The organism is Klebsiella variicola (assembly GCF_000828055.2).
In the GTDB taxonomy this organism is placed as follows: Bacteria; Pseudomonadota; Gammaproteobacteria; order Enterobacterales; family Enterobacteriaceae; genus Klebsiella; species Klebsiella variicola.
In genome coordinates, this window is record NZ_CP010523.2 from 3999895 (window position 1) to 4019247 (window position 19353).

At 63.6% G+C, this 19353-nt stretch carries 16 protein-coding genes; 7 read left to right on the forward strand and 9 right to left on the reverse strand.

Annotation, left to right across the window (positions count from 1 at the left end; genetic code table 11):
• Nucleotides 1-29 precede the first annotated feature (29 nt).
• The 3 genes from SP68_RS18780 to SP68_RS18790 all read left to right on the forward strand — a co-directional run bounded on the left by SP68_RS18780 (nucleotide 30) and on the right by SP68_RS18790 (nucleotide 1638).
• Complete coding sequence (locus tag SP68_RS18780) at nucleotides 30-773, forward strand: SDR family NAD(P)-dependent oxidoreductase (RefSeq protein WP_012068432.1); 744 nt, start codon at nucleotides 30-32, stop codon at nucleotides 771-773.
• 183 nt (nucleotides 774-956) lie between these two features.
• Nucleotides 957-1259: a type II toxin-antitoxin system RelE family toxin gene (locus SP68_RS18785; RefSeq protein WP_012068431.1), complete on the forward strand. Its 303-nt coding sequence runs from the start codon at nucleotides 957-959 to the stop codon at nucleotides 1257-1259.
• Nucleotides 1234-1638, forward strand: coding sequence for a helix-turn-helix domain-containing protein (locus SP68_RS18790; protein WP_008805591.1), 405 nt, complete (start codon nucleotides 1234-1236; stop codon nucleotides 1636-1638). The genes SP68_RS18785 and SP68_RS18790 overlap by 26 nt, the downstream gene beginning before the upstream one ends.
• On the opposite strand, the gene SP68_RS18795 is transcribed toward SP68_RS18790, so the two are convergent.
• The 7 genes from SP68_RS18795 to entC form a co-directional block, all read right to left on the reverse strand.
• Nucleotides 1635-1832: a YbdD/YjiX family protein gene (locus tag SP68_RS18795; RefSeq protein ID WP_002893903.1), complete on the reverse strand. Its 198-nt coding sequence runs from the start codon at nucleotides 1830-1832 to the stop codon at nucleotides 1635-1637. The genes SP68_RS18790 and SP68_RS18795 overlap by 4 nt on opposite strands.
• Before the next feature lie 92 nt (nucleotides 1833-1924).
• Nucleotides 1925-4030, reverse strand: coding sequence for a pyruvate/proton symporter CstA (gene cstA / locus SP68_RS18800; protein ID WP_008805590.1), 2106 nt, complete (start codon nucleotides 4028-4030; stop codon nucleotides 1925-1927).
• Between the two features lie 902 nt (nucleotides 4031-4932).
• The gene (gene entH, locus SP68_RS18805; RefSeq protein WP_008805589.1) at nucleotides 4933-5346 is read right to left on the reverse strand and encodes a proofreading thioesterase EntH; all 414 of its coding nucleotides are present in this window, start codon (nucleotides 5344-5346) and stop codon (nucleotides 4933-4935) included.
• Entirely contained in the window at nucleotides 5347-6102 is a 756-nt protein-coding gene (gene entA, locus SP68_RS18810; RefSeq protein ID WP_038422253.1) for a 2,3-dihydro-2,3-dihydroxybenzoate dehydrogenase EntA, read from the reverse strand.
• Entirely contained in the window at nucleotides 6102-6953 is an 852-nt protein-coding gene (entB, locus tag SP68_RS18815) for an enterobactin biosynthesis bifunctional isochorismatase/aryl carrier protein EntB (protein ID WP_032732676.1), read from the reverse strand. The genes entA and entB overlap by 1 nt, the downstream gene beginning before the upstream one ends.
• Nucleotides 6954-6966: 13 nt before the next feature.
• Entirely contained in the window at nucleotides 6967-8574 is a 1608-nt protein-coding gene (gene entE / locus SP68_RS18820) for a (2,3-dihydroxybenzoyl)adenylate synthase EntE (RefSeq protein WP_032729602.1), read from the reverse strand.
• A 9-nt stretch (nucleotides 8575-8583) separates the two neighbouring features.
• Nucleotides 8584-9759: an isochorismate synthase EntC gene (entC, locus tag SP68_RS18825; protein WP_040973843.1), complete on the reverse strand. Its 1176-nt coding sequence runs from the start codon at nucleotides 9757-9759 to the stop codon at nucleotides 8584-8586.
• 187 nt (nucleotides 9760-9946) lie between these two features.
• Between entC and fepB the strand changes: the two genes are divergently transcribed.
• A complete protein-coding gene (fepB, locus tag SP68_RS18830; protein WP_040973841.1) occupies nucleotides 9947-10906 on the forward strand; it encodes a Fe2+-enterobactin ABC transporter substrate-binding protein in 960 nt (319 codons plus the stop codon).
• Between the two features lie 355 nt (nucleotides 10907-11261).
• Here fepB and entS read toward each other — a convergent pair whose 3' ends face one another.
• Nucleotides 11262-12503: an enterobactin transporter EntS gene (gene entS, locus SP68_RS18835; protein ID WP_008805583.1), complete on the reverse strand. Its 1242-nt coding sequence runs from the start codon at nucleotides 12501-12503 to the stop codon at nucleotides 11262-11264.
• A 112-nt stretch (nucleotides 12504-12615) separates the two neighbouring features.
• Between entS and fepD the strand changes: the two genes are divergently transcribed.
• Genes fepD through fepC form a run of 3 tightly spaced genes read left to right on the forward strand, consistent with a single transcriptional unit; the run spans nucleotide 12616 to nucleotide 15403 of the window.
• Entirely contained in the window at nucleotides 12616-13623 is a 1008-nt protein-coding gene (gene fepD, locus SP68_RS18840; RefSeq protein WP_008805582.1) for a Fe(3+)-siderophore ABC transporter permease, read from the forward strand.
• Nucleotides 13620-14612, forward strand: a complete 993-nt coding sequence (fepG, locus tag SP68_RS18845; protein WP_040973839.1) for an iron-enterobactin ABC transporter permease — start codon at nucleotides 13620-13622, stop codon at nucleotides 14610-14612. Before fepD ends, fepG begins: the two co-directional genes overlap by 4 nt.
• Nucleotides 14609-15403, forward strand: coding sequence for an iron-enterobactin ABC transporter ATP-binding protein (gene fepC / locus SP68_RS18850; RefSeq protein WP_012542491.1), 795 nt, complete (start codon nucleotides 14609-14611; stop codon nucleotides 15401-15403). Before fepG ends, fepC begins: the two co-directional genes overlap by 4 nt.
• Nucleotides 15404-15467: 64 nt before the next feature.
• Here fepC and entF read toward each other — a convergent pair whose 3' ends face one another.
• On the reverse strand, nucleotides 15468-19349 hold the full coding sequence (gene entF, locus SP68_RS18855; protein ID WP_040973837.1) for an enterobactin non-ribosomal peptide synthetase EntF: 3882 nt from the start codon (nucleotides 19347-19349) through the stop codon (nucleotides 15468-15470).
• Nucleotides 19350-19353 lie beyond the last annotated feature (4 nt).

Below are 19353 nucleotides of genomic sequence, written 5' to 3' on the forward strand. Positions count from 1 at the left end.
ATGCTCACCACTCTCGCAACGAGGTCATCATGCAGATCGATTTAACAGGTAAAAAGGCGCTGGTTACCGGCGCCAGCCGTGGGTTGGGTCGCGCAATCGCGCTGTCGCTGGCACGCGCCGGTGCCGATGTGGTTATTACGTATGAAAAATCGGCCGATAAAGCCCAGGCGGTCGCCGATGAAATAAAGGCCCTGGGTCGGCACGGCGAGGCGGTGCAGGCCGACAGCGCCAGCGCGCAGGCTATTCAGGAGGCGGTAACCCATGCGGCCCGGTCCCTCGGCGGGCTGGACATTCTGGTCAACAACGCCGGGATCGCCCGCGGCGGTCCACTGGAATCCATGACGCTGGCGGACATTGACGCGCTTATCAACGTCAATATTCGTGGGGTGGTCATCGCCACCCAGGAAGCGCTGGTGCATATGGCCGATGGCGGACGGATCATCAACATCGGCAGCTGTCTGGCTAATCGCGTGGCCATGCCGGGCATCGCGGTTTACGCCATGACCAAGTCCGCCCTCAACGCCCTGACCCGTGGCCTGGCGCGTGATTTAGGCCCTCGCGGGATCACCGTTAACCTTGTCCATCCAGGGCCGACCAACAGCGATATGAACCCGGAAGACGGAGAACAGGCGGAAGCCCAGCGCCAGATGATTGCGGTCGGTCACTACGGCCAGCCGGAAGACATCGCCGCGGCGGTCACCTTCCTCGCCAGCCCGGCAGCCGGGCAGATCTCCGGTACGGGGCTGGACGTGGATGGCGGATTGAACGCCTGATCGCACATTTTCTGCAAGCCTCTGTCGCCCGACAGAGGCCTTCCCGCGCCGCCTCGACGGGTTGCGTTTTGCCTCTTACCTGCGTTTTTTCTCCGCTCTACAGTACCCCATAAGAAATTCGGAATTTATCTAATAGTCTTATTATTTCCTTATATTTTGTGTGGGCGTACAGTGGAGGTACGGATGAAGATTGTCTGGTCAAAAACGGCAGATAAGCCATTTTCTAAAATCGATAATCGGTATAAGAGCCGCATTAAATCCAGGCTGGAAAAGATGGATGATAAAGCTTCATCTATCTCGGATATCAAAAAATTGTCCTCTCCCGAAAACCACTACCGGCTGCGATTAGGTGATTACAGAGTCATCTACACCTTTGGGGATCCGCCGGGCGATACCTGCTACGTCGTGGCGGTTAAACGCCGAACCACCACCACCTACCTTCATGAGGAAGATACCGAATATGACTATTCAGTACATCAAGGATGAAGAAGGAAAAGACCAGTATGTCGTCATTCCTTACAGCGATTACTTTCGTATGCGCCTGGCTCTGCTGGAGTACGACGACGAGGATGAAAGCGACTGGGAAGATATTCCTTATGAATCAGACATCTATGATAATGTCATGCTACCAGGCGAAGTATGCGACGTGATGCATAAAGAAAACGTCAGTCTGCAGGCCGCGTGGCGCATCCTGCGCGGGCTATCCCAGCAGGAGGTCGCGGCTAAACTCGGCATCAGCCAGTCCGCCGTGTCGCAGCTGGAAGCGCTGGACTCCCGTCCGCAGAAGCGCACCCGCGAGAAGCTGGCGGCGATTTACGGCTGTACCCAGGAGCAGATCAGCCTCTATCTGCCGAAAGAGGGTTAACAGCACTTCGCCCCGCCCTTGCCGCCGTAGCGCGCGTCCTGGCGCTCGCGAAAGAATTCTTCATAGGTCATCGGCGTCTGATCCGGGTGGGTTATTCGCATGTGCTCGACGTAGTTATCGTAATCCGGCACGCCGATCATCATCTTCGCCGCCTGGCCTAAATATTTTCCCGCTTTGGAGAGGGTGTCGAACATAAGTCATTTCTCTTTTGTTTCCCTCTCCCAAAGGGAGAAGGAGGATCAGAAATGTAGGCCGGGTAAGGCGAAGCCGCCACCCGGCACACCGGTTAATGCGCGCGCTTCGCCTGCGCGGTTATAGTTTGCGCATCGGCGGGCATCGCCTGGTACGGCGTCTCTTTCGCCGTCGGTTTATCCTCTTTCAGCGCCGCCAGCGCGGTTTTAATCGAGAACAGCGCCAGCACCACCACCACAATCATAAAGAAGATGGTCAGCCCGGCATCGAGACGGTTGTTAAACACCAGCTGCGCCAGCTGTGATTCGGTATATTGCGGCGGAATGTTGCCGCTGTCGATCATCGCCTGGAATTTATTGGCGATGGCCAGGAAACCGACTTTGGTATCCGGGCTAAACGACTTCTGCCAGCCGGCGGTCAGGGTACAAATCAGCAGCCAGCTTGTCGGCAGCAGCGCCACCCACGCGTAGCGCTGGCGTTTCATCTTGAACAGGACCACCGCGCAGAGCATCAGCGCCATCCCCGCCAGCATCTGGTTGGCGATACCGAACAGCGGCCACAGGGTGTTAATCCCGCCCAGCGGATCCACTACCCCCTGATGCAGGAAGTAGCCCCACGCCAGGACGCACAGCGCGGTCGCCAGCAGGTTGGCCGGCAGCGAACTGGTTTTTTTCAGCCCCGGGCTAATCACACCCAGCAGATCCTGCAGCATGAATCGCGCCGCACGGGTGCCGGCATCAACCGCCGTCAGGATAAACAGCGCCTCAAACAGAATGGCGAAGTGGTACCAGAACGAGACATCCATCAGCCCGCCCAGCGAGCCGTGCAGGATGTAGGCCATCCCCACCGCCAGGGTTGGCGCGCCGCCGGCGCGGGAGATAATCGACTGTTCGCCGACCTCACTGGCGATTTGATGCAGCGTATCAGGCGTAATGCTAAAGCCCCAGCCGCTCACCACCTGCGCCGCCGAGGCGACCACATCGGTGGTTCCCGCCGGCGCCAGCACCGCCATCGGGCTGTTCATCGCGAAGTAGACGCCCGGGTCGATAATACAGGCCGCCACCAGCGCCATAATGGCGACGAAGGATTCCATCAACATGCCGCCGTAGCCGATAAAGCAGGCCTGCCCTTCGTTGGCCAACATTTTCGGCGTGGTGCCGGAGGAGATCAGCGCGTGGAAGCCGGAGACCGCGCCGCAGGCGATGGTGATAAACAGGAACGGGAACAGGTTGCCGCTCCACACCGGGCCGGTACCGTCGACGAACTTGGTCAGCGCCGGCATGGTCAGGGTCGGGCGCATAATCAGAATGCCAATCGCCAGCCCCACGATGGTGCCGATTTTCAGGAAGGTGGAGAGGTAGTCGCGCGGGGCCAGCAGCAGCCAGACCGGCAGTACCGCGGCGACAAAGCCGTAGCCCACCAGGATCCAGGTCAGCTGTACGCCGGTGTAATCAAACCACGGCGCCCAGGTCGGGCTTTCCGCCACCCAACCGCCGGAGATGATGGCGAACACCAGCATCACCAGGCCGATCACCGACACCTCGCCGATGCGCCCCGGGCGCAGGTAGCGAATATAGATACCCATAAAGATCGCCAGCGGGATGGTAAAGGCGACGGTGTATGTCCCCCACGGACTGTGGGTCAACGCTTTCACCACGATCATCGCCAGGACCGCGAGGATGATGACCATGATCATAAAGCAGGCCACCAGCGCCAGGACGCCAGCGGTTGGCCCCATCTCCTCTTTAACCAGTTCGCCAAGCGAGCGGCCATCGCGACGGGTCGAAACAAACAGCACCATAAAGTCCTGTACCGCCCCCGCCAGCACCACGCCGGCGAGGATCCAGATCATCCCCGGCAGGTAGCCCATCTGCGCGGCAAGCACCGGGCCCACCAGCGGCCCCGCGCCGGCAATGGCGGCAAAATGGTGACCGAACAGCACTTTTTTGTCGGTCGGAACATAATCGAGGCCGTCATTATGTCGTACCGCCGGCGTCATCCGCGTCGGGTCAACGCCGAGAACGGTTTTGGCGATATACAGACCGTAGAAACGATATGCGATCAGATAAACGCAGACCGCCGCGACGACAATCCACAGCGCATTTATCTGCTCACCCCGGTTTAAGGCGATATAGCCGAGGGCAAAGGCTCCGATCACGGAGAGCAGTGTCCAGATAAGGTATTTCCCTGAATTATTCATTGTTGTGGTCCACCGGTAGGGTAATCAGGATGTTACATTTTGTTTCTAGATCACAACGCAGAATTTAACAACATCGAAACAGCGCAGATGCCGTACACCCACAGAGATTTGTCTCACATTGCTAGCGAGATCACTTAAGGCAGGAAAATGAATGAAAGGATTACCGTGAACGGTGCCGTTTGTTTGTCGGGTGGCGGCTAACGCCTTACCCGACCTACAGATCCGTAGCCCGGCTAAGCGTAGCGCAAGCCGGGGAAATAGCAGCTTCCTGGTCCATAAACCGTAGCCCTGCTAAGCGCAGCGCGAGCAGGGAAATTCCCGGATGGCGGCGCGCTGCGCCTTATCCGGGCTACTCATTGCGCCGATACGTAGCCCGGCTAAGCGTAGCGCAAGCCGGGGAAATAGCAGCTTCCTGGTCCATAAACCGTAGCCCTGCTAAGCGCAGCGCGAGCAGGGAAATTCCCGGATGGCGGCGCGCTGCGCCTTATCCCGGCTACCCATTGCGCCGATACGTAGCCCGGCTAAGCGTCGCGCAAGCCGGGGAAACAGCGGCTTCCTGGTCCAGAAACCGTAGCCCTGCTAAGCGCAGCGCGAGCAGGGAAATTCCCGGATGGCGGCGCGCTGCGCCTTATCCGGGCTACCCATTGCGCCGATACGTAGCCCGGCTAAGCGTAGCGCAAGCCGGGGAAACAGCGGCTTCCTGGTCCAGAAACCGTAGCCCTGCTAAGCGCAGCGCGAGCAGGGAAATTCCCGGATGGCGGCGCGCTGCGCCTTATCCCGGCTACCCATTGCGCCGATACGTAGCCCGGCTAAGCGTAGCGCAAGCCGGGGAAATAGCAGCTTCCTGGTCCATAAACCGTAGCCCTGCTAAGCGTAGCGCAAGCCGGGGAAATAGCGGCTTCTTAGCCCAGCACCGCGGTGCCCAGACGACAGGTGCAGCAGCGCCGCCCCTTCTCGTCATACACCACTATCTCCCAGCTCTGGCTCTGGCGGCCAAGATGCAGCGGTCGGCATTCGCCGCGCACTTTCCCGCTGGAGACCGGACGATGGTGGGTAGCGTTAAGCTCGGTGCCCACCACGCACTGCCCTTCTTCGGTCATCAGCCAACCGGCCATCGAGCCCAGCGTCTCCGCCAGCGCCGCGGAGGCGCCGCCGTGCAGCAGACCAAACGGCTGATGGGTGCGCGCATCCACCGGCATCTCCGCCTCCAGCAGCCCCGCTTCCAGTCGGGTGTAGATGATGCCAAGATGCGCCACCATGGTGTTTTCGCTGCTGGCGTTCAGCGCCGCCAGCGTGAGCTCTCGCTTCCAGGCCATTTACGCCCCCAGCGTCGAGCCGCCATCGACCACAATATCCTGCAGCGTAATATGGCTGGCGTGAGAAGAGGCGAGGAACAGAATGGTATTGGCGATCTCCTGCGGGCGGGCGATTTTGCCCAGCGGGATGCCCAGCTTAAACTGCTCGCCGAAGCCGCGGATCCGCTGCTGCTCGGCATCGTCGCTGACCCACAGGGTGCGCTGCATATCGGTGTCGGTGGAGCCCGGCGACACGAGGTTGCAGCGCACGCCGCTGCCTGCCAGCTCAAGGCCAACGGTTAACGCCAGGCTTTTCAGCGCCGCTTTCGAGGCGCCATAGGCGCTCATGCCGATACGCGGCGTATGCGCGGCATCGGAGGCGACGGTGACGATCGCCCCGCCCCGCTGACGGCGGAACTGGGCCATCGTCTGCTGAAACAGATTAAACGCGCCGCCAACGTTGACCGCGAAGGTTTGCTGCCAGTCTTCCGCGCTCAGCTGGTCGGTGGCGCCCATGCGCAGGATCCCGGCGGCGTTCACCAGCACGTCCAGTCGTTCGATGTTGTTGAGCAGCCGCGCGCACACGTCGCGTACCTGGTCGGCATCGGCGACATCGAGCATTTCGGTGGCAAACGGATAACCTGCGCCGTCAAAGGCAAGGTCGAAACCGGTGACGTTAGCCCCGGCCTCGACGAAAGCCAGCGCGGTGGCATAGCCAATCCCTTTACCTGCGCCGGTCACCCACACGGTCTGACCGTTGAAATCCAGCGCCGCCATTATTTCACCTCACGGGAGAGCAGCGCCCACCAGGCGTCGATGGTCGGGTTCTTCGCCAGCATCACGAAGTCGATATCGCCGTGCACTTTGCGCCAGCGGGCGGCCAGGGCCATCATCCGCACCGAATCCAGACCGTAGTCGATCAGATTTTCATCATCCAGCGGTTCGTCGGATTCGTCGAGCAGCGGCAGGATCAGCGCGCGCAGCGCCGCTTTGGAGGCCGGCAGCGGCAGCAGCTCTTCGGTCATCACCACGCGGCCGGAGCGGCCGGCGACGTATTTCAGCGCCATCAGGTGCTCTTCACGGCTGAAGTCCGCCAGCGCGTCGGCGACAAAGAACGGTTTGATATCGCGCATGAAAGCATCGGTGGCGGTGGTCATGCAGCCGATATGAGCATAAACGCCAGTGATGATTAGCTGGTCGCGGCCGGTCTCTTTCAACATCTCCTCCAGCGACGAGCGATGAAACGCGCTGTAGCGCCATTTCACCAGCACCGTATCCTGCTCATCCGGCGCCAGCGCGGCAATCACCTGCTGCTGCTCCGGCGAGCGGGTCAGGCCCGGCCCCCACATATCATTCAGCAACGCGCGATCTTCATCACTCTGCTCTTTCGGCTGGGCGGTGTAGTACACCGGAATGCCGTTCTGTTTGCAGAAGTCGCGCAGGGCGGCGATATTGGCCACCACTTTCTCCATCATCGCGCTGTTTTCGCCCCAGAAGTTGAGGAAATACTCCTGCATATCGTGGATCAGCAGCGCGGCGCGCGACGGCTCAAAGGCCCAGTTGACTTTGTTCGCCGGGATATCGCTGGCTTCCGGCAGCGCATATGCCTGTAATTTAGGGATTGCCATTCTCTGTTCTCCTTCAGCCCAGCTTGCCTTCGGCCAGCCACTGACGTAATTGTTTTTTATCGACTTTGCCCACCGGCGTCAGCGGCAGCGCGGCAACGCACTCCACGCGATCCGGCAGTTTAAATTCAGCCACCCCCTGCTCGCGCAGGAAGCGGCGCACCGCGACGGCGCGCAGCGGCGAGGTCACCACCAGATAAGCGCAGCTTTTCTCGCCCAGCAGGTTGTCTTCGATGCTGACCAGCGCGGCGTGGATCACCGCCTCATGGCGCAGCAGCAGGTTTTCGATCTCTTCAGCGGCGATCTTCTCGCCGCCGCGGTTGATCTGATCTTTTTCCCGGCCCTGGACGGTGATATACCCGTCTTCATCGATCGAAATCAGATCGCCGGAGCAGTAAAACCCGTCAGCGTCAAAGGCTTCCGCGTTATGCTGCGGGCTGTTGTAGTAGCCGCGGAAGGTGTACGGCCCGCGGGTCATCAGGCGACCCACTTCGCCGCGCGGCAGCGGGTTGCCGTCGGCATCCGCTACCCACACTTCATCGTCCGGGCACATCGGGCAGCCCTGGGTATGGATGATCCGCTCCGGGCTGTCGTTAAGGCGGGTGTAATTCACCAGCCCCTCCGCCATGCCGAACACCTGCTGCAGCTGGCAGCCGATTTCCTCCGGAATGCGCGCGGCGAGGGTCGCCGACAGGCGCGCGCCGCCGACCTGCAGCAGCTCCAGCGATTGCAGTTGCGCATTGCTGCCCCATTCATGGATCGCCTGCAGCCACAGGCTGACCGCCGGCGGCACCAGCGAGGCAACGTTGATCTGATGTTGTTCAATCAGCGGGAAACAGAGGGTGGCGCTCGGGTCGGCGGCGAGGATCACCCGCCCGCCGGCGAGGAAGACGCCGAGCGAACCCGGGGAACTCATCGCATAGTTATGCGCCGCCGGCAGCGCGTTGAGGTAGCGCGTCTCAGCGTTGATCCCGCAGATCTCATTGCTGCGGCGGATGCTGTAGTCGTAATCGTTATGGGTGCGCGGGATCAGCTTCGGCGTCCCGGTGCTGCCGCCGGAGAGCTGGAAAAAGGCCACTTCGTCGGCAGGGGTTGGATTGGCGACAAAGTTATCCGCCGGGCGATTAATCTCCGTCGCCAGATCGCGCTCGCCGCCGTCGTTACGCAACAGTGCGACGCGCAGGGAAGGATGCTCAGCGATAAACGCATGGAGGAAGCTATCGTCAGCAAACAGCGCGTGCTCGCGATCGGCAATCAGCAGCGCCGGTTTAATCTGCGCGGCGTAGGCGTTAAGCTCGCTGCGCTGATGGCTGAACAGCGCGTTCACTGGCGCGACGCCGATGCGCAGCAGCGCAAAGAAGGTGATGTAAAACTCGGCGACGTTGCCCAACTGCACCAGCGCGGTTTCCCCGCGCTTCAGTCCCTGGCGCTGCAGCGAGCAGGCAAGGTTGTCCACCAGCTGATTAAACTGGCGGTAGCTAATCTGCCGTTCGCCATCGATAATCGCCACGGCGTCGTTTTCCGCGTGACGGGTGATCAGATTGGTTAACGGCAGATCCTGCCAGTAGCCTTTTTGACGATAGCGGGCCGCAAACTCTTCCGGCCAACGGGTAAATGCAATCATCCTTGCCTCTTAATTCAAGCCAAATACGTTAAGCATGGTGGTCAGTTTGACGCCGGTTTCGCGCCATTCGCCCAGCGGCGAGGAGGCCGGAACGATGCCCGCGCCGGCAAACAGGCGCAGCGTACGCTGCTGCAGACGCGCGCAGCGGATGGTCACCACCCATTCGCCGTTGCCTTCATCGTCACACCAGCCGACGATGCCGCCGAACAGCTGACGGTCGAAGGGTTCCAGTTCGGCAATCAGGCGCTTCGCCACCTGGTGTGGGAAGCCGCTCAGCGCCGGGGTCGGGTGCAGCAGACAGGCCAGCGACATGGCGTTTTCTTGCGCCAGCGCGGTGCCTTCGATTGGTGTTGCCAGGTGCCAGAGCGTTGGGGTGGTAATCAACTGCGGCGATGCCGGCAGCGACAGCTGGCTGCTGCGCGGGCCCAGCACGCTCTTCATCGCCTGGGTCACCAGCTCGTGCTCGTGGCGATCTTTGCCGGATGCCAGCAGCCTGTTGCCCGCTTCCCGGTCCAGCACATCGTCCGGTTGACGACGGGCGGAGCCAGCCAGCGGCAATGAGCTGAAGCGCGGCCCGTCTTTACGCAGCAGCAGCTCCGGGCTGGCGCCCAGCAGCACGCCGCCGTCGGAGAGCGGCACATGGAAGTTAAAGCTCGCCGGGTTCTGGGCGATCAGTCGCTCCATCAGCGCGCCGCTATCGACGCGGTCGCGGGTGGTAATATCGATAAGCCTTGAGAGCACCACCTTGTCCACTTCCGGGGTGGCGGTCAGCGCGGCAGCGCGTTCCACCATGGCTAAAAACGCGTCCTGCTCCGGGATCTCCCGGCGCTCCACCACTTCCATTGCCTCCAGCGGCGCGGCGTAGCGGGCGGAACGCTGTTTTTCCGGGCGAGAGAACGCTTCCCAGCGCTCGGGGATATAGAGCTCGGAAGGCTGACAGGTGTCGAACGGGATAGCCCCCACCATCACCGGCTTGCGGATCCCCGCCGCGCGGGCCTCGGCAAAAGCGGCGGCCATCTGCTGCTGGAACTCGCCGTTCAGCGCATCGCCGCCGACAGCGGGCTGTGAGAAGCGGCGGAAGCAGCCGGAGGTGCTAAAACTGCGGTACGGCGACATAAAGAAGAAGCTGTCCGGAGACAGGGTCTGGGTGTGTTTCTGTACATCCTCAGCCAGTGACGTTTCCATATCATCCTCCAAAAACGATAAATATATTACGAATAATTATCATTTGTATTTTGGTTGGCTAACCTAAAAGGTATTGCCCGCCATGTCAACCGCGTTACGTCATTGCGCGCCACTTTGGCTTGCATCCTGCTGACGCAAAGTTGAAAATGAGACGCATTTATTACCTTTCGAATCAGGATGCGATGACGTGAACTTCTTTTCTTTCTGCCGCCGCGGTGCGCTGACCGGCATGCTGTTGCTTTTAGGAATTACCTCAGCCCAGGCGGCGGACTGGCCGCGCCAGGTCACCGACAACTACGGGACACACACCCTGCCAAGCCAGCCGCTGCGCATTGTCTCCACCAGCGTGACCCTCACCGGCTCGCTGTTGGCGATTGACGCCCCGGTGGTCGCCAGCGGCGCCACCACGCCGAACAACCGCGTCGCCGATAGTCAGGGCTTTCTGCGCCAGTGGAGCGAGGTCGCCAAAGCCCGCAAGCTGGCGCGGCTGTACATCGGCGAACCAAGCGCGGAAGCGGTGGCCGCCCAGATGCCGGATCTGATCCTGGTGAGCGCCACCGGCGGCGACTCTGCCCTGCCGCTGTACGATCAGCTCAAAACGATCGCTCCGACGCTGGTCATCAACTATGACGATAAAAGCTGGCAAACCTTGCTCACCCAACTGGGGCAGATCACCGGCCATGAGCAGCAGGCCAGCGCGCGCATAGCCGACTTCAATAAACAGCTCGTTTCGTTAAAAGAAAAAATGAAACTGCCGCCGCAGCCGGTGACCGCCCTGGTCTATACCGCCGCCGCGCACAGCGCCAATATCTGGACGCCGGCATCGGCCCAGGGGCAGATGCTCGAACAGCTGGGCTTTAGCCTGGCGACGCTGCCGGGCGGCCTGCCCGCCAGCCATAGCCAGGGTAAACGCCACGATATCGTGCAGCTGGGCGGGGAGAACCTCGCGGCCGGTCTGAACGGCCAGAGCCTGTTCCTGTTCGCCGGCGACCAGAAAGATGCGGATGCCATCTACGCCAACCCGCTGCTGGCGCATCTCCCGGCGGTCGCAGGCAAACGCGTCTACCCGCTGGGCACCGAGACCTTCCGTCTTGACTACTACAGCGCCCTGCTGGTGCTCCAGCGTCTCTCCAGCCTGTTCGGCTAACGCGGGCCGTGCCATCAGGACGGGTACGTAACCTGAACTCTTTGCCGGGCGGCGCTCCGCTTGCCCGGCCTACAATACCCGAGACCGTAGGCCCGGTAAGGCGCAGCCGCCACCGGGCATCAGGACGGGAACGCGGCCTGAACTCTTTGCCGGGCGGCGCTGCGCTTGCCCGGCCTACAATGCCAGAGTCCCCCAGGCCAGACCGTAGGCCCGGTAAGGCGCAGCCGCCACCGGGCATCAGGACGGGTACGCAACCTGAACTCTTTGCCGGGCGACGCGGCGCTTGCGCCGGCCTACAATGCCCGAGACTGTAGGCCCGGTAAGGCGTAGCCGCCACCGGGCAATCGCACCCTACTTAACTTTCGTTGACGATTTCCGGGCGCTGGAAACGGCGCAGCTCGCGTAGCAGCCCCACCAACAGCACGCCGACGAGGGCCAGCGCCCAGCCGCTGGCGCTGGCGGATGCCGCCGGGGTCATCACCGCCCCTAATCCGCCGAGCAGCGCCGCGCCGATGGCGTCGCCGGTGACGTTTTGCGCGGTCCACAGACCATTAATCCGCCCGAGCATATTTTCCGGCGTCTGGGTCTGGATCAGGGTGTACTGCAGCAGCGAGCTAATAGCGCTCAGCCAGCCAAACAGCGCCAGGCACAGCGCGCCCAACGCCCAGTGCGGCATCAGGCTGAACAGCGCAATGGCGACAAACGATCCCACCGTGGTCGCCAGCATCAGCGCACCCGGCCGCACCGTCTGGGCCAGTTGGCCGCTGGTCAACGCCCCCAGCGCCGCACCGAGCGGAATAGCGGCATACAGCAGGCCAATCTGTCCGGCCGACATCTGCCAGCTCCCGGCCAGCGCCGGATAGAGCACCCGCACCGCGCTGGCCATGGTCAGCAGACCGCCAAGCAGCGCAATCCCGCCGATAAGCGGGCTCTGACAGAGGAAGGTCAGCCCCGCCAGCAGAGATCGCAGCGGATGCTCGCGCGGCTGCGGAGGCGGCGGCAGCTGCGGCAGACGCAGCAGGGTTAAGGTGGTGATAAAGGTCCCCGCCGCCGCCAGGCCGAAGTTCCAGGCCACGCCGCCGGTGGCCAGCAGCAGGCCACCGATCATCGGCGAAATCACCGAGCCAAGGCGCACCGTCAACATAGTGATGGCCCCGGCCTGCATCAGGTTTTCCCGCCCCACCAGCGCCGGGGTCGCCGCCAGCAGCGCGGTCACCCCCAACGAGGCGAAGAACCCGTCCCAGATCCCCAGCAGGTAGATCGCCGCCAGCGACGGCTCCGGCAGCAGGGCGTTCAGACACAGACCGACAAAGCCCACGCCGCAGGTGCCGCGCGCCAGCAGGATCAGGCGTTTACGTTCATAGCGGTCAGCCAGCACGCCCCCCACCATCAAGCCAACAAACATCGACGCGCCGGTCAGCGTCACCGACAGCCCGACCTGCCAGGTCGAATGGGTCATCATCTGGATCTGGACCGGAATGGCCACGCCCAGCAGGCCAAGCGACAGAATAGAGATAAAGCGAGCGATAAAAACGGCGCGAAACGCCGGGTGAGTTTTCAGCAGGCTGAGATTGAGCAGCCAGGATTGTCGGTTCATTACAGCGCCTTGTCGTTATTTTTAATACCCTTTTTACTGTGGGTCATGCTACCATAGCTGAATAAAATCGATAACGATAATTACTATCATTATCATATCAGGGATGTCAGTTATGTCGTTTTCTACGACCGCGGTACGCTCTGTCGCCGTGCCCGGATTGTTGCTGTTACTCGCCTTAGCCGCCGCGCTTAGCCTGACCATCGGCGCCAAATCGTTGCCGATCGGCACGGTATTCACCGCCTTCAGCGGAACCTGTCAAAGCGCCGACTGCACCATCGTGCTGGACGCGCGCCTGCCGCGTACCCTGGCCGGTCTGCTGGCCGGCGTCGCCCTCGGTCTCGCCGGCGCGCTGATGCAAACGCTCACCCGCAACCCGCTGGCCGACCCCGGCCTGCTGGGGGTCAACTCCGGCGCCAGCTTCGCCATCGTCCTCGGCGCGGCGCTGTTCGGGATCACCTCCCCGCAGGAGCAACTGCTGCTGGCGTTTTGCGGCGCGCTCTGCGCCTCGCTGCTGGTGGCCTTTACCGGCAGTCAGGGCGGCGGCCAGCTGAGCCCGGTGCGCCTCACCCTCGCCGGGGTCGCCCTTGCGGCGGTGCTGGAGGGGCTGTCCAACGGCATCGCCCTGCTCAACCCGGACGTCTACGATCAGCTGCGCTTCTGGCAGGCCGGTTCGCTGGATATCCGCACCCTGCAGACGCTGAAAATTGTCCTGCTGCCGGTGGTGATGGCGGGGATCGCCGCCCTGCTGCTGAGCCGGGCGCTTAACAGCCTGAGCCTCGGCAACGATACCGCCACCGCCCTCGGCAGCCGCGTCGCCCGCACCCAGCTGATCGGCCTGATCGTCATCACCGTCCTGTGCGGCAGCGCCACCGCCGTCGTCGGCCCCATCGCCTTTATCGGCCTGATGATGCCGCATATGGCGCGCTGGCTGGTGGGGGCCGATCATCGCTGGTCGCTGCCGGTCACCCTGCTCGCCACCCCGGCCCTGCTGCTGTTTGCCGACGTGATTGGCCGCCTGCTGGTGCCCGGCGAACTGCGGGTATCGGTGGTGAGCGCCTTTCTCGGCGCGCCGGTGCTGATCTGGCTGGTGCGCCGCCAGCCGCGGGGAGGTGGCCTGTGATTGCCCCGTCCCGCCGCCTGATAGCCAGTTGCCTGGTGCTGATGGCCGCCAGCCTGCTGATTTCCCTGCTCGGGCTGGCGCAAGGCCCGGTGCCCCTGACGATTGACCAGGTGTTCTCGGCGCTGTTCGGCGATGCGCCGCGCAACGTCGCGATGGTGGTGAACGAATGGCGGCTGCCGCGGGTGTTAATGGCGCTGCTCATCGGCGCCGCGCTCGGCGTCAGCGGCGCCATTTTCCAGTCGCTGACCCGCAACCCGCTCGGCAGCCCGGACGTGATGGGCTTTAACACCGGCGCCTGGAGCGGCGTGCTGGTGGCGATGGTCCTCTTCGGCCAGAACCTGACGGCGATTGCTCTGGCGGCGATGGCCGGCGGGGTGTTGACCTCGCTGGTGGTCTGGCTGCTGGCCTGGCGCAACGGGATCGAGACCTTCCGCCTGATCATTATCGGCATCGGCGTGCGCGCCATGCTGGTGGCATTCAACACCTGGCTGCTGCTGCGCGCCTCGCTGGAGACCGCCCTTTCTGCGGGCCTGTGGAACGCCGGATCGCTTAACGGCCTGACCTGGGGTAAAACCTGGCCGTCGGCGCCGCTGATCCTGCTGATGCTGGTGAGCAGCGCCCTGCTGGTTCGCCGGATGCGACTGCTGGAGATGGGCGACGATACCGCCTGCGCGCTGGGGGTACAGGTCGAGCGTTCGCGCCTGCTGCTGATGCTGGTGGCGGTGGTGCTCACCGCCGCCTCGACGGCGCTGGCCGGGCCGATCTCATTTATTGCGCTGGTGGCGCCGCATATCGCCCGCCGCCTGAGCGGCACGGCCCGCTGGGGACTGACCCAGTCGGCCCTGTGCGGCGCGCTGCTGCTGGCGCTGGCCGATTACGGCGCCCAGCGGCTGTTTATGCCGTGGCAGCTGCCGGTTGGCGTGTTAACCGTCAGCCTCGGCGGTATTTACCTTATTGCATTGTTGATTCAGGAGTCCCGCAAAAAATGAGTGCTGTCCCCTCCCGTTTGCGCGGCGAGCAGTTAACCCTGGCCTACGGTAACAAGACCATCGCCGAGTCGCTGAACGTGACCATCCCTGACGGCCACTTCACCGCCATTATCGGCCCCAACGGCTGCGGCAAGTCAACGCTGTTGCGCACCCTCAGTCGCCTGATGACGCCGGCCAGCGGCCACGTCTGGCTCGACGGCGCGCAGATCCAGCAGTACGCCAGTAAAGAGGTTGCCCGCCGCATCGGGCTGCTGGCGCAGAATGCCACCACTCCTGGCGATATCACGGTGCAGGAGCTGGTGGCCCGTGGGCGCTATCCGCACCAGCCGCTGTTTACCCGCTGGCGCAAAGAAGATGAAGAAGCGGTGAACAAGGCGATGCGGGCGACCGGGATCAGCGATCTGGCGCTGCAGAGCGTCGATACGCTTTCCGGCGGCCAGCGGCAGCGGGCGTGGATTGCGATGGTGCTGGCCCAGGAAACGGCGATTATGCTGCTGGATGAGCCAACCACCTGGCTGGACATCAGCCATCAGATCGACCTGCTGGAGCTATTGAGTGAGCTGAATCGCGAGAAGGGCTATACCCTGGCGGCGGTGCTGCACGATCTTAACCAGGCCTGCCGCTACGCCACCCACCTGATCGCCCTGCGCGACGGCAAGATCGTCGCCGAGGGGGCGCCGAAGGAGATCGTCACCGCCGATCTGATTGAACGGATTTACGGTCTGCGCTGCACGATCATTGAAGATCCGGTGGCGCATACGCCGCTGGTGGTACCGCTGGGCCGCCGGTAATCTCCTCTTTCGCCGGCTTGCGCTACGCTGAGCCGGGCTACCTGCTGTAGCCCGAACTCAACCGTTACCCCAGAATCTCCCTGACCACCGGGCCGATGGCTTCAAAGGCCTGCGGGGAGATAATGTCGACGTGGGCGCAGTTCTGGCTGAACACCTCCAGTTCCGCCACCCACGGGCCCCATACGACCTGCGGATCCATCCCCGCCTGCCGCGTCTTCTCCGCCACGAAAAGCGTCGCCTTGCCGTCAAACTTCGCGCTGTGGGCGGTGGTTAACAGCCGCACCGCATCGGCATAGTTACCTTCGATAGCGCTGAACAGCTCGCCGGAGGCTTGCCCTTGCTGGGCGGCGAGGAACGCTTCGCGCTCGCGGTCGATCTCCGCCAGTACCTCGGGATCCAGCCCGTTGGCCTCTTTCTCTGCCCAGTTTTGCGTCTCCGGCGGCCAGGTATCCAGCAGGCCGAGGAAGGCCACCGCTTCGCCGCGCTGGCGCAAGCGGGCGGCAATCCCCTGGGCTAAGGTGCCGCCCAGCGAATACCCAAACAGGTAATAAGGGCCGTGCGGCTGCTGCGCCAGCAGCGTGCGCAGATGGTGCTCGCACACCTCGTCGAGGCTGGCGGCGCTGGCCATCGGCCCCTGCGGGCGCGGCGACTGAATACCGGTTATTGACCAGCGCGGGCTGAGATAGCGCGCCAGCACGCTGAACTGCCAGGCGAAGCCGGAGGCCGGATGGAAGCAGAACAGCGTCGGGCCGTCGCTCTCGCGCAGCGGCAGAAGCGTATCCAGCCCCAGGCGCCGGGCCTGCTCATCGCTGAGATCGGCAGCCAGCAGCGCGCTCAGTTTGCCCACCGTCGAGGCCACCATCACCTGCCCCGGGGTCACCTGCCGCGCCAGCTGGCGGCTGAGCTGTGCCGCCAGACGCATCGCCAGCAGAGAATGACCGCCGAGGGCGAAGAAATCGGCGTCGATATCGTTCACCTCGCAGCCCAGCAGCTGGCTGAAGGCCGTGGCGACAAGGGTTTCCATCCCGGGCTCCGGCGGCCGGCCGCTGCGCTCCCCGCCGAGGGTCGGCAGCGGCAGCGCTTTGCGGTCCAGTTTGCCGTTGGCGCTAAGCGGCAGCTCAGCGAGCTGCATCAGCACCACCGGCACCATATGCGGCGGCAGCTGTTCCGCCAGCCGCGCTTTCAGCGCCGCGGTATCCAGCGGCAGGCCGGAGTCAGAGACCAGATAGCCCACCAGCTGTCGGGCATCGCCGCCGGTCGCCGCCGCCTGATTGAAGACGCAGGCGTGACTCACCGCCTGCGCCACGTCCGGCAGGCCCGACATCACCCGGTCAATCTCGCCAAGCTCGATGCGCTGCCCGCGGATCTTCAGCTGGTCGTCGCTGCGGCCAAGATACTCCACCGCGCCGTTCGTCAGCCAGCGCGCCACGTCGCCGGTGCGATACATCCGCTCACCGGGGGCAAACGGGTCGGCGATAAAGCGGCTGGCGGTGAGGTCCGGACGTCCCAGATAGCCCTGCGCCAGCTGGATGCCGGTGAGATAAAGATCCCCCGCCACCCCCGGCGGCACCGGGCGCATCGCGGCATCGAGAATGCGCAGCCCGGTGTTCCACACCGGCCAGCCAATCGGCACGCTGCTGCCGGTCACCGCCGCCAGCTCAGATCCGCAGGCCGGGTACCAGCTGACGTCCACCGCCGCTTCCGTCGGGCCGTACAGGTTATGCAGCGGCGCGCCGGTTAAGCGCTCCCATTCACGACACAATTCCGTCGGCAGCGCTTCGCCGCTGCAGAATACCCGCCGCAGCGTGCGGCAGGCAGCGACGCTGTCGGCATCCAGCGAGGCGACAAACGCCGCCAGCATCGACGGCACAAAGTGGGTGGTGGTCACGCCGTAGCGGGCGAAGAACTGCTGCATCGCCTGCGGGTCGCGGTGCGCCTCCGGCTCGGCCATCACCAGCTGCGCGCCGGCGATAAACGGCCACCAGAACTCCCACACCGACACGTCGAAACTGCACGGCGTTTTCTGCGCCACCACGTCGTCGGCAGATAACGGATAGCGATCCTGCATCCACAGCAGGCGGTTGACGATGGCGGTCTGGCCGACCATCACCCCTTTCGGCCGTCCGGTGGAGCCGGAGGTAAAGATGATGTAGGCGGTATGCTCCGGTTTTGACAGCGCCAGCGGCGCGTCATCCCCGGCGGCCAGCGGCTGCTGATAGCAGAGGCTTTCCAGCCCCGGAATATCGCTGAAGCGGGCCAGTTGATCCGCCGAGGTGATCAGCAGCGACGGCCGGGCGTCTTCCAGCATCATCCGCAGGCGGTCGTCCGGGTAGCCGGTGTCCAGCGGCAGCCAGGCGGCCCCCGCTTCGACAATGCCATGCAGCGCCAGGGTCAGGAACACCGAGCGCGGCAGGGCCACCGCCACGCTGTCGCCCGGCTTCACGCCGCGCTGACGCAGCAGCTGCGCGAGCGCCACCACCTGCTGACGCATCTCGCGATAGCTGAACTGCCAGTGGGCGTCCGCCAGCGCCGGGGCATCCGGGGTCTTCCGCGCCTGGTCGGCCACCAGCGCGCTGAGGGTGGTGGCAGGCAGCGGCACAGCGGTATCGTTGACCGCCGCCAGCCGGGCCAGCTCATCGGCGGAGAGCATTTCTGCTTCGCCGCAGCGCAGCGCCGGATCGGCGGCGAACTGCGCCAGCAGCGCGGTCAGTCTCGCCACATGGCGACGGAGCTCGGCTTCATCGTACCGGGCCTTGTTGGCGAGGATCTCCAGCGACAGCCCGCCGGTTTCATCCGGGAACAGCGCCAGCTCGAGATCGTTGACCGGGCCGGTGGCGAGGGTGTGGGTCAGTGCCTGCACACCATCGATATCCAGCTGGTAATCAAAGACTTTGACGTTCAGCACCGGGCCGAACAGCGGTTCGTCCCCTGCCGCTTTACCGCTGTCGCGAACGATCTGTTCGGCGTCATAGCGCTGATGGCGGCGCATCTTTTTCAACTGAGCGGCGAGGCGCATCGCCAGGTCTGCCAGCGTCTCCTGGGCGTCAATATGCACCGCCAGAGGCAGGACATTGAGCACCGGCCCCGTCGAGGTCAGCGCGGCTGAACCCATCCGGCGCATAAAGATAAAGCCCGCCGCGTAGTCCATCCGGTTGCACAGGCGGCCCAGCCACAGCGTGGTGAGCGCCAGCGCCAGGTCAGCGGGCTGACACTGCGGCGCATGGCCAGCCAGACGGCGGAAGGCGTCGGCGTTCATCTCCAGCTTCATCCGCCAGATATCGCTCCCGGCGGCGCGTCCGCCCAGCGGCGCGGCAGAGAGTGAGGCTGGCGCCGGTAACGCCTGGCGCTGAGCCTGCCAGAAGGCTTTATCCCGCTGCCAGGCCTCGCTGCCGGCGTAGCGCTGGTACTCGTCCACCACCTCGGCGAAGGGGGTGAAAGGCGACTCAGGAGTGGCTTCCCCACGCTGCCAGGCGCGGTAAATGGCGGCGATCTGCCGGGTTATCGCCGGGAAGCTGAAGCCATCCACCAGCAAGTGGTGATATCGCTGATACCAGTACCAGCGGTCGTCGCCGACGCGCAGCAGCTGATGGCACACCAGCGGGTTGCCGCCGTCGACACGCAGATCCTGCGCCAGGTCCGCCTGCATCCGCTCCGTGGCGGCGCGATGCGGATCCGGCGCCGTACGCAGGTCAATGATCGACGGTTCGCCAAAGGTGCGGTCGGCCGCCACCCACTGCCAGACTTCCCCCTCCTCTTCCTCAAAGCGCAGGCTGAGGGTGTCCGCCTGCTGCAGACCGGCGACAATCGCCTTACCCAGCAGCGCCGGGTCGAGCGCGCCGCGCAGTTCAACATAGTGGGCCACGCTCCAGGCGCCTGGCAGAGTGGAGAGGCGCTCGGCCATCCAGATCCCCGGCTGCGCGGCAACCAGCGGTAAACGAGTGGTCATTGTC

Excerpts from the sequence above, each read along its gene's own strand:
- entA (WP_038422253.1), bottom strand. The coding sequence starts at position 6,102 with ATGGCGGCGCTGGATTTCAACGGTCAGACCGTGTGGGTGACCGGCGCA.
- SP68_RS18790 (WP_008805591.1), top strand. The coding sequence starts at position 1,234 with ATGACTATTCAGTACATCAAGGATGAAGAAGGAAAAGACCAGTATGTC.
- fepD (WP_008805582.1), top strand. The coding sequence starts at position 12,616 with ATGTCGTTTTCTACGACCGCGGTACGCTCTGTCGCCGTGCCCGGATTG.
- SP68_RS18795 (WP_002893903.1), bottom strand. The coding sequence starts at position 1,832 with ATGTTCGACACCCTCTCCAAAGCGGGAAAATATTTAGGCCAGGCGGCG.
- cstA (WP_008805590.1), bottom strand. The coding sequence starts at position 4,030 with ATGAATAATTCAGGGAAATACCTTATCTGGACACTGCTCTCCGTGATC.
- SP68_RS18780 (WP_012068432.1), top strand. The coding sequence starts at position 30 with ATGCAGATCGATTTAACAGGTAAAAAGGCGCTGGTTACCGGCGCCAGC.
- entF (WP_040973837.1), bottom strand. The coding sequence starts at position 19,349 with ATGACCACTCGTTTACCGCTGGTTGCCGCGCAGCCGGGGATCTGGATG.
- SP68_RS18785 (WP_012068431.1), top strand. The coding sequence starts at position 957 with ATGAAGATTGTCTGGTCAAAAACGGCAGATAAGCCATTTTCTAAAATC.
- entS (WP_008805583.1), bottom strand. The coding sequence starts at position 12,503 with ATGAACCGACAATCCTGGCTGCTCAATCTCAGCCTGCTGAAAACTCAC.
- entE (WP_032729602.1), bottom strand. The coding sequence starts at position 8,574 with ATGATTGCATTTACCCGTTGGCCGGAAGAGTTTGCGGCCCGCTATCGT.
- fepC (WP_012542491.1), top strand. The coding sequence starts at position 14,609 with ATGAGTGCTGTCCCCTCCCGTTTGCGCGGCGAGCAGTTAACCCTGGCC.
- entH (WP_008805589.1), bottom strand. The coding sequence starts at position 5,346 with ATGGCCTGGAAGCGAGAGCTCACGCTGGCGGCGCTGAACGCCAGCAGC.
- entC (WP_040973843.1), bottom strand. The coding sequence starts at position 9,759 with ATGGAAACGTCACTGGCTGAGGATGTACAGAAACACACCCAGACCCTG.
- entB (WP_032732676.1), bottom strand. The coding sequence starts at position 6,953 with ATGGCAATCCCTAAATTACAGGCATATGCGCTGCCGGAAGCCAGCGAT.